Annotated in this window: 15 protein-coding genes; all 15 read right to left on the bottom strand. The window is 46.8% G+C overall.

Features of this window, described 5'->3' with window-relative positions; genetic code table 11:
- Positions 1-108: 108 nt before the first annotated feature.
- Positions 109-1,239, bottom strand: coding sequence for a flagellar biosynthesis protein FlhB (gene flhB / locus DXX93_RS05520; RefSeq protein WP_116007205.1), 1,131 nt, complete (start codon positions 1,237-1,239; stop codon positions 109-111).
- 65 nt (positions 1,240-1,304) lie between these two features.
- Positions 1,305-2,087 carry a flagellar biosynthetic protein FliR gene (fliR, locus tag DXX93_RS05515; RefSeq protein WP_116007204.1) on the bottom strand — a complete coding sequence of 261 codons (783 nt, stop codon included), beginning with the start codon at positions 2,085-2,087 and terminating at the stop codon, positions 1,305-1,307.
- Entirely contained in the window at positions 2,087-2,356 is a 270-nt protein-coding gene (gene fliQ / locus DXX93_RS05510; protein WP_116007203.1) for a flagellar biosynthesis protein FliQ, read from the bottom strand. The genes fliR and fliQ overlap by 1 nt, the downstream gene beginning before the upstream one ends.
- Before the next feature lie 2 nt (positions 2,357-2,358).
- Complete coding sequence (gene fliP, locus DXX93_RS05505; protein ID WP_116007202.1) at positions 2,359-3,117, bottom strand: flagellar type III secretion system pore protein FliP; 759 nt, start codon at positions 3,115-3,117, stop codon at positions 2,359-2,361.
- Between the two features lie 14 nt (positions 3,118-3,131).
- The gene (gene fliO, locus DXX93_RS05500; RefSeq protein WP_116007201.1) at positions 3,132-3,803 is read right to left on the bottom strand and encodes a flagellar biosynthetic protein FliO; all 672 of its coding nucleotides are present in this window, start codon (positions 3,801-3,803) and stop codon (positions 3,132-3,134) included.
- Between the two features lie 22 nt (positions 3,804-3,825).
- Positions 3,826-4,227, bottom strand: a complete 402-nt coding sequence (gene fliN / locus DXX93_RS05495) for a flagellar motor switch protein FliN (RefSeq protein ID WP_116007200.1) — start codon at positions 4,225-4,227, stop codon at positions 3,826-3,828.
- A gap of 12 nt (positions 4,228-4,239) precedes the next feature.
- The gene (gene fliM, locus DXX93_RS05490) at positions 4,240-5,307 is read right to left on the bottom strand and encodes a flagellar motor switch protein FliM (protein WP_116007199.1); all 1,068 of its coding nucleotides are present in this window, start codon (positions 5,305-5,307) and stop codon (positions 4,240-4,242) included.
- 40 nt (positions 5,308-5,347) lie between these two features.
- Complete coding sequence (fliL, locus tag DXX93_RS05485; RefSeq protein WP_116007198.1) at positions 5,348-5,890, bottom strand: flagellar basal body-associated protein FliL; 543 nt, start codon at positions 5,888-5,890, stop codon at positions 5,348-5,350.
- 82 nt (positions 5,891-5,972) lie between these two features.
- The gene (locus tag DXX93_RS05480; RefSeq protein WP_116007197.1) at positions 5,973-8,027 is read right to left on the bottom strand and encodes a flagellar hook-length control protein FliK; all 2,055 of its coding nucleotides are present in this window, start codon (positions 8,025-8,027) and stop codon (positions 5,973-5,975) included.
- A gap of 449 nt (positions 8,028-8,476) precedes the next feature.
- Complete coding sequence (gene fliJ / locus DXX93_RS05475) at positions 8,477-8,917, bottom strand: flagellar export protein FliJ (protein WP_116007196.1); 441 nt, start codon at positions 8,915-8,917, stop codon at positions 8,477-8,479.
- Positions 8,918-8,962: 45 nt separating this feature from the next.
- A complete protein-coding gene (fliI, locus tag DXX93_RS05470; protein ID WP_116007195.1) occupies positions 8,963-10,342 on the bottom strand; it encodes a flagellar protein export ATPase FliI in 1,380 nt (459 codons plus the stop codon).
- A 20-nt stretch (positions 10,343-10,362) separates the two neighbouring features.
- The gene (gene fliH / locus DXX93_RS05465) at positions 10,363-11,160 is read right to left on the bottom strand and encodes a flagellar assembly protein FliH (RefSeq protein WP_258872593.1); all 798 of its coding nucleotides are present in this window, start codon (positions 11,158-11,160) and stop codon (positions 10,363-10,365) included.
- Positions 11,161-11,223: 63 nt separating this feature from the next.
- Positions 11,224-12,282: a flagellar motor switch protein FliG gene (gene fliG, locus DXX93_RS05460; protein WP_116007194.1), complete on the bottom strand. Its 1,059-nt coding sequence runs from the start codon at positions 12,280-12,282 to the stop codon at positions 11,224-11,226.
- Entirely contained in the window at positions 12,275-13,987 is a 1,713-nt protein-coding gene (gene fliF, locus DXX93_RS05455; protein WP_374188924.1) for a flagellar basal-body MS-ring/collar protein FliF, read from the bottom strand. Before fliF ends, fliG begins: the two co-directional genes overlap by 8 nt.
- Before the next feature lie 53 nt (positions 13,988-14,040).
- On the bottom strand, positions 14,041-14,373 hold the full coding sequence (fliE, locus tag DXX93_RS05450) for a flagellar hook-basal body complex protein FliE (protein ID WP_116007193.1): 333 nt from the start codon (positions 14,371-14,373) through the stop codon (positions 14,041-14,043).
- Positions 14,374-14,665 lie beyond the last annotated feature (292 nt).

Below are 14,665 nucleotides of genomic sequence, written 5' to 3'. Positions count from 1 at the left end.
TTACTGGATTACTAACAGCAAAAGCAATAAGCAAGCCACAACGCTAGCCTGCTTACTTAACCGCTGATAATTTGTCCGCCAGTCACTTTTCGGCTAGTCACTTCTGAGCTAGTATCGATAATCGTCTGGAATGGGAAGATTTTTTGCCAACGCCACAGGACGCCGCCCCTTACCTGAGCGGTGTGCCCTAAGCTGAAAAATAAACGCAAGTACCTGGGCAACTGCGGCAAACAGTGCTTCTGGAATTTCTTCGTTCACCTCAGCGGTGTAATACAAAGAACGCGCCAGCGCAGGTGATTGTAATATTTCAACTTCATGTTCTTTGGCAATAGTGCGAATATGAATCGCCATTTGATCCGCCCCTTTGGCAATCATCATCGGCGCTCCACCTTGCTCAGCATCGTACTTTAGAGCAACAGAATAATGAGTGGGGTTCGTGATAACAACGTCAGCTTGAGGCACGTCTTGCATCATGCGGCGCTGCGACATTTCATACTGTGCTCGCCTAATACGCCCTTTAATTTCCGGGCTACCCTCGGTATTTTTCATCTCATCTTTGACTTCTTGCTTCGTCATTTTTAGCTGGCGAGTGTGGTTCCACACTTGGTATGGCGCATCAATGGCCGCGATGATCGCTAATGATGACGCCAATGCCAAAAACATCCACAGCAACATTTCTACCGCGTGACCGAAGTTAGTGGGGGCGGACTCTAAACTCAGGCTGATAATTTCTTCAAACAAAACCGTCAACAAAGTGATCGCGACAAAAAAGACAACGAAAAATTTGAGTAGTGATTTAATTAGCTCAACCCCTGCTTGTACGCCCAACATTCGCTTGAAGCCTTGCAGCGGTGAGAGCTTATTTGCCTTGGGCGCCATCGCCTCCCAGGAAAAATTCATACCGCCTAACAAGGTATTCCCGACAAAGGCTGCGAGCGTGATAATCGCAAAAATCCATAACATGGGATACATCACACCGGCGAAAACCTCGCCAACGATATTGAAGATATTCTGAGTATCCATGACCTCTTCGCGCGTAAATGTAAACATGCGCTTCATCATTTGCGACAGGCTAAGCACTAAATAGTCGCCAACCATCAACAAGGCACAGGCACTACTGATAAGTACAAACATGGTACCTAAGTCTTTCGAGCGAGGAATTTGCCCTTTCTGTCGAGCCTCCGACAGCTTTTTCGCCGTCGGCTCTTCAGTGCGTTCGCCTGAATCTGAATCAGCCATCGTTTTTAACCATAATTGCTAGCCATAGTTATCAGCAATTGAAACAAGCGGTGAATGAACATAGGTTAACTCCCCCCACAATCGACAAGGTAACACGTAAAATCGATCGCCCTTTGCCACTGCTGCTCAAAGTGAAGAAGAAAATTACCAAGTGTTAGCCACATAATAATCAAGCCACCCGTCATCGTAATCGGAAAACCGACAGAAAATATATTAAGTTGAGGCGCGGCACGCGTCATAATACCAAACGAAAAGTTAATCAGCAGCATCGCCGTTAGCGGCGCAAGTGCCAATGACAATGCAGTAGTAAACATCCAGCCAGCCCACTCGACGGTTTCCTTATACTTCATGGCTTCAAGCCCCTGACCGGGGATTGGGATGGTTTCAAAACTCACGACAATAAATTGTAAAAACGTTAAATGCCCATCAAGCGACCAGAACAGTAGCGTTGATAAGATCAGAAAAAACTGACCAACAGCCGGTACACTAGTGCCACTGGCCGGGTCAACTAGTGAGGCAAACCCCAAACCCGTTTGCATCGCGATAATTTGCCCGGCAAGGGTAAAAGTATTGACCACCAAAACAGTGACAAAGCCAATTAACACCCCGATCAGAATTTGCTCAACGACCAATAAAAAAGTGTCAAAGGCAAATAAGTTGTCGACACCGACAGGTGGGATGGCAGGCATAATCGCGAAGGTAATGGCGATAGAGAGTAACAGTTTGATGCGCATGGGAATCGTCTGCGCCCCTAAACCAATCATCGACATAATCAAGGCCGATACACGGGTCAGCGGCAGCAATAAATCAGCCATAAATTGGTTAATGACTGACTCGGTAAACTCCATTAGCTAACGACACTCGGAATACTGCTAACGAGCCTGATGGTGTAATCCATCAGCTTTTCCACGAGCCAATGGCCACCAAAGATCAGCGCCAATAAAGTGACAATTAAACGCGGTAAAAAGCTCAGTGTTTGCTCGTTAATCGAAGTGGCCGCTTGGAAAACAGCAACGATAAGACCCACAATTAAGCTGGGAACAACAATTGCCGAGACCAGCAAAATTACCAGAAACATTGAGTCTCTTAGTACATCGACAAAAACCTCGGGAGACATCGCTAAGTCCCCAACCCATAGCTGGCGGCTATGGTACCAATAACAAGGTTCCAGCCATCGACCAGCACGAAAAGCATCAACTTAAAGGGGAGTGAAACAATCATGGGCGAGAGCATCATCATCCCCATCGCCATCAAGACACTCGCTACAACTAAATCAATGATAAGAAAAGGAATAAACAGCATAAAGCCAATTTGAAAGGCGGTTTTTAGCTCACTAATGACAAAGGCAGGGATGATAACCGTCATTGGTAAATCGGTTGGCTGATCGACCTGCCCTATGCCAGCCATTTCAGCAAGTGTTGCTAAATCTTTAACCCGGGTTTGCTCTAGCATAAAGGCGCGCAGTGGCACTTTTGCTTCGCTGAGCGCGTCAACAGAGGTTAATTGCTCAGACAAATAGGGCTGGATCGCCACTTTATCGATTTGGTTGTACACCGGCGTCATAATAAAAATGGTCATAAACAAGGTTAGACCAATGATCACCTGATTTGACGGCGTTTGCTGTAAACCAAAAGCCTGCCTCAGAATGGCCATCACCACTACGATGCGCGTAAATGATGTCATCATAATGACCGCTGCGGGAATAAAACCCAGTGCAGTCATAAAAATTAAGATTTGTAATGTCACTGAGTACTCTTGCGAGCCATCAGGATTGGTTGTTAGCTTGAGCGCCGACATTGATAAATCATCGGCAGCCAACACTTGACTAGAAGCAAAGAGAACAATCAGTGAGAAAACAAATATCAGCGTCTTTTTCATCGTTTTTTACAACACTATTTTTTAAGTAACTTGCTAAGGCTGGCACCAAGATCCACAGGCATACGCTGCTGGTGACTTAACGGCTCTGCAAGCTCTTGTAATATCGAAATATTATTTGCCGTCACCCCAAGCAGCAGTTGTTTACCAGCAACTTCGACCACAACGAGCCGCTCTTTGGTACCAATGTGCAATGACGTAATCACTTTTAATTCGCCACCTAGCTGCGTGCCTAGTTTGAATTTTTTAAGGACACTCGCAGCAAGAAATATCATCGCCAAGACAGCTAATAGGGATAACAGCATGCTCGACAATTCCAGATTGTTCGTGGCGACGTGGCGGCCTACTTCCAAATTTTGTTGTGCTGGCGTGGACTTTTTTGAGATAGCAGATGAGTTGTCTAACGAGGTATCTTGATCTGTGCTCGCTTGAGCAGCTTGCGCTTGATTTGCCTTATTGGGGGAATCTTTTTTTTGATATGCGGTGTTTTGATATGCTGTATCTTGATGAGCTTGAGCAACCTGTAAATCGGGTTGCTGAGCACTAGTTTCCGCTTTTACTGGCAACTCTTTTACTGCTGGCGCACTGTCATGTTCATTGCTTATCTGCTGCGCAATCACCGAAGATGACGTTAACAGCAGCAACGCGCAACAAGCAATATTTATGATAAATCTGGTCACCAAAGTCATGAAGTCACTTGAGTTATATAAGTTACTTGAGCTTCTTAATCCGTTCAACCTGACTAATAACGTCGGTTAAGCGAATACCAAACTTATCGTTCACAACCACAACCTCACCGTGTGCGATAAGTGTGCCATTGACCAGCACGTCTAACGCTTCACCGGCAACGCGATCAAGTTCAACAACCGAGCCTTGGTTGAGCTGTAGCAAGTTGCGAATAGAAATATTTGAGCGCCCCACTTCCATCGAAATAGTCACGGGAATATCAAGAATGGCATCTAGCTTGCGTTTCTCTTCGCCAGAAATAGGCGTGTCTCTTTCTTCGAGCTCTTCCAGTTCAACTTTTTCAGCGCCCTCAGCAGCTTCGCGAGCTTCAGCCTGTTCATTCAAGGCCTCGTCCCACATACTTAAATCATCGTTATCAGTACTCATAACTGCCTCTATTTAATACTCTAAATCATCTTCTAGCATATGCAATTCAGCATCACTATCTAGGCGCTTACCGCCCTTGGTTAATATGGTTAGTTCAGACTTCACAGATTCCGGACGCTTGATCTTCTCTTGGATTTGCAGTGCTAAGTTATCGCGACTGCGTCCTAACTTGGCCCTAAAGGTCGGTAACTCTTCAATCAAGACAGTGACGTGGTCTGGGATTTCTACCGGGATAATGTCACCTGCCTGCAACTCCATCACCTTTTGCAGCGACAAATCCACCTCGATAAACTTAGTGGTCAGCTCTACAGGTACATCGAGAATCTCATCGCGTAACGCTTTCGACCAGCGCATGTCGGTATCTTCTTTATCACTTTGTACACCGGCATCGAGCAGCTCGCGAATAGGCTCAAGCATCGAATACGGCAAAGCGACATGGAAATCACCGCCACCGCCATCCAGTTCAATATGGAAAGAGCTGATCACCACAACTTCCGTCGGGCTGACGATGTTTGCCATTGAGGGGTTAACTTCTGAATCGAGGTATTCAAATGAAACATCCATCACAGGCGACCAAGCTTCTTTGTAGTCTTCAAAAATCAGCTTGAGTAACATTTGAATAATACGACGCTCGGTGGGTGTGAACTCACGGCCTTCAATTTTGGCGTGATAACGACCATCACCACCAAAGAAGTTATCCACCAAAATAAAGACCAAGCGCGCTTCCATGGTAATTAGCGCAGTACCTTTTAGCGGTCTAAAACGAACCATATTCAAGCTAGTTGGTACGAACAAGGTATGTACGTACTCACCAAACTTGATCATCTGAATGCCGTTAATTGATACTTCCGCAGTGCGTCGCATCATATTGAACAAACTAATGCGCATGTGGCGCGCAAAGCGTTCGTTAACCATTTCAAGTGTCGGCATACGACCACGAACGATTCGGTCTTGCGACGAAAAGTCGTAGTCAGACATCCCTTCCTGGGGCTCTAGCTCCTCGACAATCTCATCTTCTTCGACCTCATCGACACCGTGGAGTAGCGCATCAATCTCGTCTTGTGAAAGTAAGTCACTCACTTGAAATTACTCTTTTATTTTTCAGTCTATGGACTTGTGCTTATTGCATCACAAAGCCGGTAAACAACACCTTCTCGACAATTTTTTTGCCAGAGATTTCGCTTAACACTTTTTGCACTTCAGCCAAGGCTTTTTGTTTCAATGACGCTTTACCAGCACTCGTTGCTAAATCATCGGCGTTTGCCAGTGAAAAAGTCGCCAGTAACGTGCTTTCAATTAGCGGCACATGCTTCTTAGCTTCTTCTTCATTGTCACTACCGCGCACTAATAATTGCACGCGAATTTCGACAAAACGGTCACGAGCTGCACCTGGTACGTTAAATCTAAACGGCCTTGGCATTGGAACATAGAGTGCACTGCCAGCAGAAGCACCTGCTGCTTGGGGCGCGGCTTCGCCATCAGCCTTTTCCATTTCACCGCTCTCCAAGGCTGTGGCAACTTCTTCCTCAGAAGGCTCACCGCCCATAAAAAAGAACACACCACCACCAGCAGCTAACAGCACGACCACAGCAATGATGATGATCATCATTTTCTTTTTGCCACCACCGCCGTTATCGACTTCCAATTCTTTTTCGTCTGCCATAAAACACCCTATTTTTTCAGCAGTTCAATCGCTTTGCTAAACTATATCGTCGATAACTGTTCACGCCAATGCTTTTAGTGTTTTAAGCGTAGAAATCAATACCAGTTGCCGAACCTTTAACCAACTGCGCAATATTATCAGGTATCGCGGTCACCTCATCCACTGCCCCATGCCCTTGAGTCATTCGCCCTTGCTGCTGACCATTACCTTGCTGTTGTTGCGCAACATTTGCATCACCAACATCGACACCGCTTTCTTGCAGCATATCGCGTAATTTATCCATATGCTGCTCTAGTGCATCTTTCGCCTGTGGATTTTGCACGGTGAAATTCACTGCCGCCTGATCCCCTTGCAAGTTAACGCGTACGTGAACATTACCTAACTCAGGTGGGTCAAGTTGAATATCTACTTGCTGAAGCTTTTGATTAACCAGCACCATCACTTTATCTTTAACCGCTTCGGCAAAGTCGCGGCGATAAATATTAATGGTTTCAGTTTGCAGCTGCTGGGCTTTTTTAATGTCCAAATTACTGTCAATCACTTTGCTGCTAACCGCTTCTAAGCGCTCAATTTGCTCAGCGGTTAAACTGTCACTATTAGCAATAGTCGAGGTTGCAGTAGGTTGACCTGCATTTGCTGCTATCAAGCTTTCAGCAAAACTGGAACGAGGGGGTTGACCCGAAAGTTGTGCTTGCTGATCGGCCACTTCTGACTGCTTTGCCAGTTCAGCGGCTTGCTGCTCTGCCTCACTAAAACCCTGTGCTAATTGCTCTTCTGCCCCATCATTGGCAATCGCATTTAATTGCTGAACATGTGCCGATGGTTGACTGCCTGAATTATTTGTACTTTTTTGCTGATTGATGGTTTGCTGAGTGCTGGTTTGCTGGCTTGCGGCCAGTTGTACATCACTTTCACGACTGCCGCTTTGCTCTGCATCAAGCACTTGTTCTGTGTTTTCATCAACCACACCATTTTGATTAGGGACACTCGGCGTTTGACCTGCCACTGTGCTATTAGCATCACTTTGCGCCTTACCACTTTGTGGTGAATTTGCTTGGTTGCTTGTCGATTGATTACCCAGAGACGGGTTACCCGCGCTCTGATTGTTGGTTGATAAACCATTTGCTGAACCACCTGCAAGTGCTTCACGCTCAGCTTCATCACTGGTCACTAATCGTGCATTGGCAATCTGCTCTTCCGTTAGCTCACTTCCTGCCTGCTCAGCTTCCGCCTGCTCAGCTCCTGAAAAGCGCACGTCACTTAACGTGGCATCCGAACTGGGCGTCACTACCTGTGATTTAGCGTTTTGCGCAACATTGCTTGCGTCAGCTTTAGATTGAGCTAAGCCCACTTCAATAAGTTTACTATTGTGTTTATTCGACTCTGTTGTCTCGCCGTCACACTCTTCTGAGCTCTCGTCAGTTAAATGTGATGCAACTTGCTGTGCAAGTGTATGATTCTTGGCTTGCGAAGTGCCTGCGGCTTGGTTAGTACTCTCTGAACCACCTTTTATGTTAACCACAACATCTTCACGACTAGTCACTGCTGTGTCCGCCGTTGATTCATCAGTGCTGTTTTCAGTCATCTTGCTACTCAGCAATTGCTCAGACTTAGCCAGTAGCGTCATAAAGTCGTCAGGCTTAGCCTGCGCTTTTGGCTTTAATGCCGCCTCACCTGTCGACGTTGCCAATTTATCGGTTTGCGTATTGGCTATTTCAGCGTTTTTCGTTGCTTCGTCAGATAGCTCATCTGTCGATTCCACCTCGCTAGCACTTTGATCATCACCGCTATGCTTGCTCGCTGACGGTGCTGAGCTATTACTACTGGCGTCGTCACTCGTTTCGCCACTTAATTTGTCACGGCTCTGTTCACTCGCACTTGCCGCAGTTTGCTCATTTTGCGTAATTTCATTGGAGTTACTCGCCGATTGTTGGTCGTCTCGCTTGAGCGAGCTGCGTTGCTCTCGCGCACTAACATTGGCAACTTTATTAGCATTCGCTTGTTGCGATTGCACTTGATCATCAACAAGCCGAGAAAACTCGCCATTACCCGTTGCTTTGTTATTACTGGCAGGAGCCTCAGCAACCAAGTCTGTCGTTTGTAGCCTGTCTACCGACAATACATTTACTCGTGTCATAACAATTCCAATACAACTTTATCCGTAGTGATATTCAGCCAATCAATTAGCTGTCTTTATTTTTGAACAACAATACCTACTTACTGTCCTCGCCACTTTTTAAACTCGCCCTTGCTTAGCCGCAACGCCCCTGATGCGGGTTAGACATAAACCAAACGCAGTGGCTGAGCAAAAACCTAAAGTTGGCAGCACTGCGCCGCTGTGCGGTAATCTTTGGTCGCTTGCGTTTACGCAGAGGCAATTAATACGCCTTTTTCCAACCTGTACCTGTTTCACCGCAACTTCACGGCTCATCTCGACAATAGGCTAGAATCCACGTAGTCATAAGCCTTTTACATGCAAGGGTTGCCCACGTTCAGGTGAAACCAATTAAAAAATAAGCAATTATTACGCCAGCACATATAGAGAACAATGTCATTAACTGTGTCATTAGCGATAAAATTCAAGTGTTAGCGCTGTTTTCTAACAAATTGTTGGGTCGCGATTTCATCAAACATTTTTTGCTCTTTTCTCGCTTCCTGCTTTGCCAGCTCTTTTAATTTCAATTCTCTCAGGTGCTCTACTGCCTGTACTTTCTGGCGTTGTGCTAACCATTGGCGTTTGCGCTGCTCCGTTAAGGCTTTCGCTTGATTGATAGCGATAGATACTTGCTCCGCCGCCTGATCTAGTTTTTTCACAAAGGCGTGAAAGTGATTAAACGTGGCGCTATCAATCCCCTGACGTGACCGCTCACTTAGCCTGCGCATGTATTCCAAGCGGTAATCGCTCACCCCTTGCATGCGCTGCAAATTTTGTTGGTAATCAAGCTCCGCCGCTTGCAACTGCTGAGCGGCCTTACTTTCTTTTTCCTTTTCGAATCGATACAAAATATCGAGCTGCTTCGAAGACATGGTGTTATCCTTTGCGATTAGCGGCAGGCATGATGACTCGTCAATCTAGCGCGCCGCGACCATATTCTGCTGCGCTTGTTGGCCTTGTTGCGCTTGCGCTGCGGCAATAATTTCATTGAGCTGAGTTAAGCTCTGATCGTAGGGGATCACTTCTTTCATCTGCTGTTGTAAGTAAAACTCGATAACCGGCAGCATATTAATCGCCTGATCAATACGCGGATCACTGCCTTTGGTATATGCGCCAATGGCAATCAAGTCTTTGTTTTGCTGATACAGTGAATAGATTTGCTTGAGATTACGAGCCAGTTGCTGGTGTTCAGGGCTGGTCACCATCGGCATAACACGGGAAATTGACGCTTCAACGTCAATCGCTGGATAATGACCACCGTCCGCTAAGGCACGCGAAAGTACGATATGACCATCGAGAATCGCTCGTGCGGCATCCGCAATGGGGTCTTGCAAATCATCCCCCTCAGTTAATACCGTATAGAAAGCGGTCACAGAGCCTTGCCCTTCACCACCATTGCCTGCGCGTTCAACCAACTGAGGTAATTTTGAGAACACCGAAGGCGGATACCCCTTAGTTGCTGGCGGCTCACCCACAGCCAAGGCAATTTCACGCTGCGCTTGCGCGTAGCGCGTTAATGAATCGAGTAATAGCAGGACATTTAAGCCTTGATCGCGGAAGTATTCAGAAATTTGTACGGCGGTTTCACAGCCTTTTAAACGCATTAGGGGCGAGCAATCTGCGGGGGCTGCAACAACCACCGAGCGTCGACGCCCTTCTTCACCTAAAATCTCTTCGATAAATTCTTTCACCTCACGGCCACGCTCACCTACTAGCCCAACCACAATAACGTCAGCACTCGTGCCGCGCGTCATCATCCCCAGCAGTACAGATTTACCGACACCAGAGCCAGCAAATAATCCCATACGCTGGCCTTGTCCAACGGTAATAAATCCGTTAATTGAGCGAACGCCAACATCTAAAGGCTCAGAAATAGCGCGACGAGCCAGCGGGTTGAGCGGCGTGCTGTCGTGACGATACTGCTCGTCAGATTCAATGGGCCCTTTGCCATCTAACGGATTACCAACACCATCAATCACTCGCCCGAGCAGATCCATCGACATTGGCAATCTTGCCTTGGCCGACAAGGGCAGCACTCGTGCACCAGGTAATACGCCAGTCAGGCTTTGCTCTGGCATCAGATAGGTTTTGTCTTCGGCAAAGCCGACAACTTCAGCGATAAGTTCACCGTGGGCGGTTTCAACTAAGCACTGGCTGCCAACATGTGCTTTCACCCCAACCGCTTCCAAGGTTAGGCCGACCACTCGGATCAGTCGACCGGCCACGGCTTGGTGAAATGGCTTAATAATAGGTTGGCATTGCGCTAGGCGCTCTGCCAAATGAGCACTTTCAATCATGTTGGAATTTTGACAACAAACTACTTATGTAGGGCTTCTTGCAAAAATGATTCCACAACTTGTTTGATACGTGATTTTAACGTGAGATCGATACTCGAGGTGCTGTTTTCGATTTGACAACTACCGGGATCGAATTGCGGTGCCGGCAATAAACGCCAGCCCTGCTCTTGAATATAGCTGTCACCAAATTGCTCTGTAACCCGCGTAATATCACTCGGGTGTAATAAAATTTGCACCTGTGATTCTTGGCTGGGTAGCGCTTTGATACCTTCACTGATCGCGGCCGTTAAAATATCGGGATTCGTTTTGGCTTCGCTCAGCACAACAGCTTCGGTTAACTGCGCCACCAACACTAACAACTGGTGCTCGATATTTTTTTCAACCACCGCCAGTGGTTGGTGTAGCTGTTCGACTTGCTGCTGCCACTGCGCAGCGAGTTCATTAATTGCTTGCTCACCCGAGGCAAAACCTTCGGCATGACCTTGTTCGCGCCCGGCTTGCTCACCCTCTTGGTGACCTTGCGCTTTACCCTCTTCATAGCCTTTGGCAAAGCCTTCTTCTTTGCCTTGGTTAAACCCTTCTTCGTAAGCCGCTTGGCGAATTTCTTCAATCTCTTCCGCAGTTAAAGGAACTGGCTCGGGTTCTGGCTCAGGGGGGGGCTCGTAGCGCCAATTGCGCGGTTTACCCAGTGCATTGGTTTGTTCAAGCTCTTGTGCGCTTGCTTGCTTTTCAACATCAGGCAAATGCCAAAGCGAGGATTCTTGCTCGCTCTGCTTTAACACTTGTTGACCAACGGGCGATTTTATCAATTTACTCATACGTATCAGCAGCCATCATCAAAACGTCATGACTGCTTAACAAGCAGACTCATCGGGTCGCGACTATAAGAATTCATCGCCACCGCCACCGCCGCCAAGCATAATTTCACCCGCGTCTGATAATCGACGAGCGACAGAAAGAATTTCTTTTTGCGCGGCCTCGACTTCACTGATACGCACAGGTCCCATGGCTTCAAGGTCATCTGCCAACATCTCTGCCGCACGTTTTGACATATTGCCAAGGATTTTTTCTTTCAAGGCTTCGTCGGCACCTTTGATGGCCTTCATTAGTGCGTCTTGCTGTACTTCTTTGAGGATTGCTTGAATACCGCGATCGTCAACATCCGCCAAGTTTTCAAAGACAAACATCAGATCTTGAATTTGTTGGCTCATCTCTTCGTCGTGCTCGCGAATTGAGTCCATCAACATACCTTCCACATTCGTGTCTAGGTAATTCATGATATCGGCAGCTGCTTTCAAGCCGCCCATTTTCGCCGCTTGCGCACCTGCTTGACCGGCAAACTGTTTCTCCATGATTTCGTTCAACTCTTGCAATGCTGCCGGTTGAACTTCTTCAAGATTGGCAATGCGCATCATCAGATCTAGGCGTACCTTTTCAGAGAACTGCCCCATGATTTCTGCTGACTGCTCAGGCTCTAGGTAAGATAAAACAATGGTTTGGATCTGCGGATGCTCATTGCGGATAATGTTGGCCACCTGCTTTGAGTCCATCCATTTCAATGAATCTAAGCCTTTCGCACCACCGCCCATCACGATTTGATCGATAAGGTTACCCGCTTTATCTTCACCAAGCGCCGCAGTTAATGCCTTGCGAACAAATTCTTCACTTTGGAAACCTATGGTTGAGAAGTTTTGAATCTCATTGATAAACACCTTGTGTACGGCGGTGATTTTCTCTTGGGTAAAGTCTTCCATACCCGCCATAATCATACCGACTTGTTGTACTTGTTTAGGCTCTAAGTGCTTGAGAATTTGTGCGGCGTCTTCTTCCGACAAACTCAACAGTAGAATTGACGCTTTTTCAGCACCGTCTAGCTTTTCAACATCAAAACCACCAGCACCACCGCCAGCGGGGGCTAGTTCTTGGCCTTCATCACTCATCTTCGCTCAACCAACTTTTCACTACTTGGGATGACAGCTCTGGCTCGTTTGCAACAAGCGCTCGAACTGCTTTCAAAATATCTTCATCGCGATGCAAGTCAGGTAATTGCAAGCTACCGTCAGGTGCAAAACCGACTGCTTCAGCATCAAAATCTGATGTTAGCATATCCATGGTTTCATCACCTAGGTCAACATGACTGTCTAGTGACTTATCGCCGTAATCTGCTGGTGTTTGATCTGGGTAGATTAGGCGTTTCAGCATTGGGCGAACCACAGCCACAATCAACACGATAATCACTAATGCCCCCATCACCAATTTTAACGCCTGCATAAACCAGGGTTGTTCGTAAATTGGCACCTCTTCTTCTTCACCTAAATCAATACGCGAGAATGGCAGTGTGACCACCTCTAAGGTATCACCACGTTGCAGGTCAAAACCTATACTGCCTTGCAATAAACGGCGAATGTTCGCTAACTCTGACACCGAGCGAGGGGCTTGAGCAGTTTCACCTTCCGCATTGGTTGATGAAATATAATCAAGCGCAACCGATACACTGATGCGACGAATAACCCCCGTTTGTTGTTTAACGTAGCTGATTGACTCGTCAAGCTCGTAGTTTTTCGTTGACTCAGAATGTTTGCGCGATGGCGCTACGGGTTGGTCACCATTACCGGTCGCATTTTCAGGAATATCAGAGGCTAGTGGCGGCTGGTTTGTTAGCGCCCCGGGAATCCCCCCCAATGAACCGCCAATCGACGTGTCTTCGACTTGCATTTCACTGCGCAGCGCGGGTAAATCTGGGTTGTAACGGCGTGACGTTTCTTCAGTGTTGGTGAAATCCATGGTCACGTCAACTTGCGCGGTGTAATTACCTAAGCCCACCACAGGAATGAGGATGGAGTCAATCTTCTCCATGTATTCGGTTTCGCGCTTTTGCTCGATTTCAAACTCTTTGCGCGAACGTGAAGAGACAGAATCTTGACTACCAGAGTTGAGCAAGCGGCCGTTTTGATCGGTTACCGTGACCCGATTTGGCGACATGCCTTGTACTGCGGAGGCGATAATATCGACCACAGAGTCAACTTCTTCTTCTGACAAGACGCGGCCACGGGCCAAGGTTAAAACAACGGTCGCAGAGGGTGATTTTTGTTTACGCGCGAAAACGTTTTCACGAGGGATTGCCAATAAGACTTTCGCGCGTTGGATAGATTGCAGTTGTTCAATGGTATAAGCAAGCTGTTTTTCGCGGCTGTGTTTTAAGCGTTCGCTTTCAAGTCGTTGGCTGACCCCAAAGCCCATGTCTTTCATGATGATGTCTGTACCTTCAGACGGCTCATCGGTTAAGCCTTGGCGAGCAAGTAATAATTTAATGTCTTGGTATTCGTCGGCTGGTACAGAGATAGTGTTATTCGCTTGTTTGTAGTCAACTTGATTGGCATCGAGAAAATCCATGGTTTCAATCAGTTGTTGTGTCGGCAGCTTTGATAAAATGCGGTATTCCGGCTGATTGGCCCACATAATTACAAACACGGCAATCGCTAAACAAATCGCCAATGCCATGATCAAAGTCAACTGACGCAGTACGTCGACATTACCAAGCGACGCGGCAAACCCAGACTTCTGCTCTTCGACTAAATCGTTGTCTTGTGCGACCAGATCTGAGCCATCTGTAGTTGCCATTGCTGTTGAATTATTGTCAGCCACTCTACTTCTCCGCTAATTGACTTTGTGAATGCGTTTTGCAAATTCAGCGCGCATTATACTGGCATACTCATGATTTCTTTATAGGCTTCGACAAACTTATTTCGAACTTGTACTGTTGCTTCAAATGCAACGCTCGATTTTTGCGCAGCAATCATGGTTTCGGCTAAGGTCACGCGATCGTCACCCATTTCAAAAGCCGTGCGCTTTTGCCCTGCATCTTGCTGTAAACCGTTCACTGTGTCTATCGCTTGTTTAAACACATTGCCAAAATCAGATGACGAGGAGTTGACCTTCTGCATTGACTCCATTGGCATGGCGCGATTGCCTGTTGCTTCTACAGACATAGCTTGCATTTGTGCCAATAAAGAATTTGCTTTGATATCCATGACGATTCACCTCTGTCAAAAAACTGTTGTTTATATCACCAACCACTTACTTACCTTGTAAAGCAAGCATAGTGCCAATGAACACAGCCTTTTTAACTAAGCGATAACCACTTGTTTATTATGACATTAATGAAAGGTTTAAGGGAATAAAAAGAGGATGTCACACTAGGCGATGGAATAAACCTAGCGTGACAGGTGGAATAATTAAGGTGTGAATCTTTAGACCTTGATGTTCGCCGTCGAGTCTTATGACGGCGATAACAACCGAGCCCCCCATAAACAGTTTTTACCA

This window comes from Thalassotalea euphylliae (assembly GCF_003390335.1).
In the GTDB taxonomy this organism is placed as follows: domain Bacteria; phylum Pseudomonadota; class Gammaproteobacteria; order Enterobacterales; family Alteromonadaceae; genus Thalassotalea_F; species Thalassotalea_F euphylliae_B.
Note: the sequence above shows the minus strand (reverse complement) of the source record. Positions and strands in the feature narration are given on the sequence as shown.

Coding starts and splice junctions, on each gene's coding strand:
- flhB (WP_116007205.1), bottom strand. CDS start 1,239: ATGGCTGATTCAGATTCAGGCGAACGCACTGAAGAGCCGACGGCGAAA.
- fliR (WP_116007204.1), bottom strand. CDS start 2,087: ATGGAGTTTACCGAGTCAGTCATTAACCAATTTATGGCTGATTTATTG.
- fliQ (WP_116007203.1), bottom strand. CDS start 2,356: ATGTCTCCCGAGGTTTTTGTCGATGTACTAAGAGACTCAATGTTTCTG.
- fliP (WP_116007202.1), bottom strand. CDS start 3,117: ATGAAAAAGACGCTGATATTTGTTTTCTCACTGATTGTTCTCTTTGCT.
- fliO (WP_116007201.1), bottom strand. CDS start 3,803: ATGACTTTGGTGACCAGATTTATCATAAATATTGCTTGTTGCGCGTTG.
- fliN (WP_116007200.1), bottom strand. CDS start 4,227: ATGAGTACTGATAACGATGATTTAAGTATGTGGGACGAGGCCTTGAAT.
- fliL (WP_116007198.1), bottom strand. CDS start 5,890: ATGGCAGACGAAAAAGAATTGGAAGTCGATAACGGCGGTGGTGGCAAA.
- DXX93_RS05480 (WP_116007197.1), bottom strand. CDS start 8,027: ATGACACGAGTAAATGTATTGTCGGTAGACAGGCTACAAACGACAGAC.
- fliJ (WP_116007196.1), bottom strand. CDS start 8,917: ATGTCTTCGAAGCAGCTCGATATTTTGTATCGATTCGAAAAGGAAAAA.
- fliI (WP_116007195.1), bottom strand. CDS start 10,342: ATGATTGAAAGTGCTCATTTGGCAGAGCGCCTAGCGCAATGCCAACCT.
- fliH (WP_258872593.1), bottom strand. CDS start 11,160: ATGAGTAAATTGATAAAATCGCCCGTTGGTCAACAAGTGTTAAAGCAG.
- fliG (WP_116007194.1), bottom strand. CDS start 12,282: ATGAGTGATGAAGGCCAAGAACTAGCCCCCGCTGGCGGTGGTGCTGGT.
- fliE (WP_116007193.1), bottom strand. CDS start 14,373: ATGGATATCAAAGCAAATTCTTTATTGGCACAAATGCAAGCTATGTCT.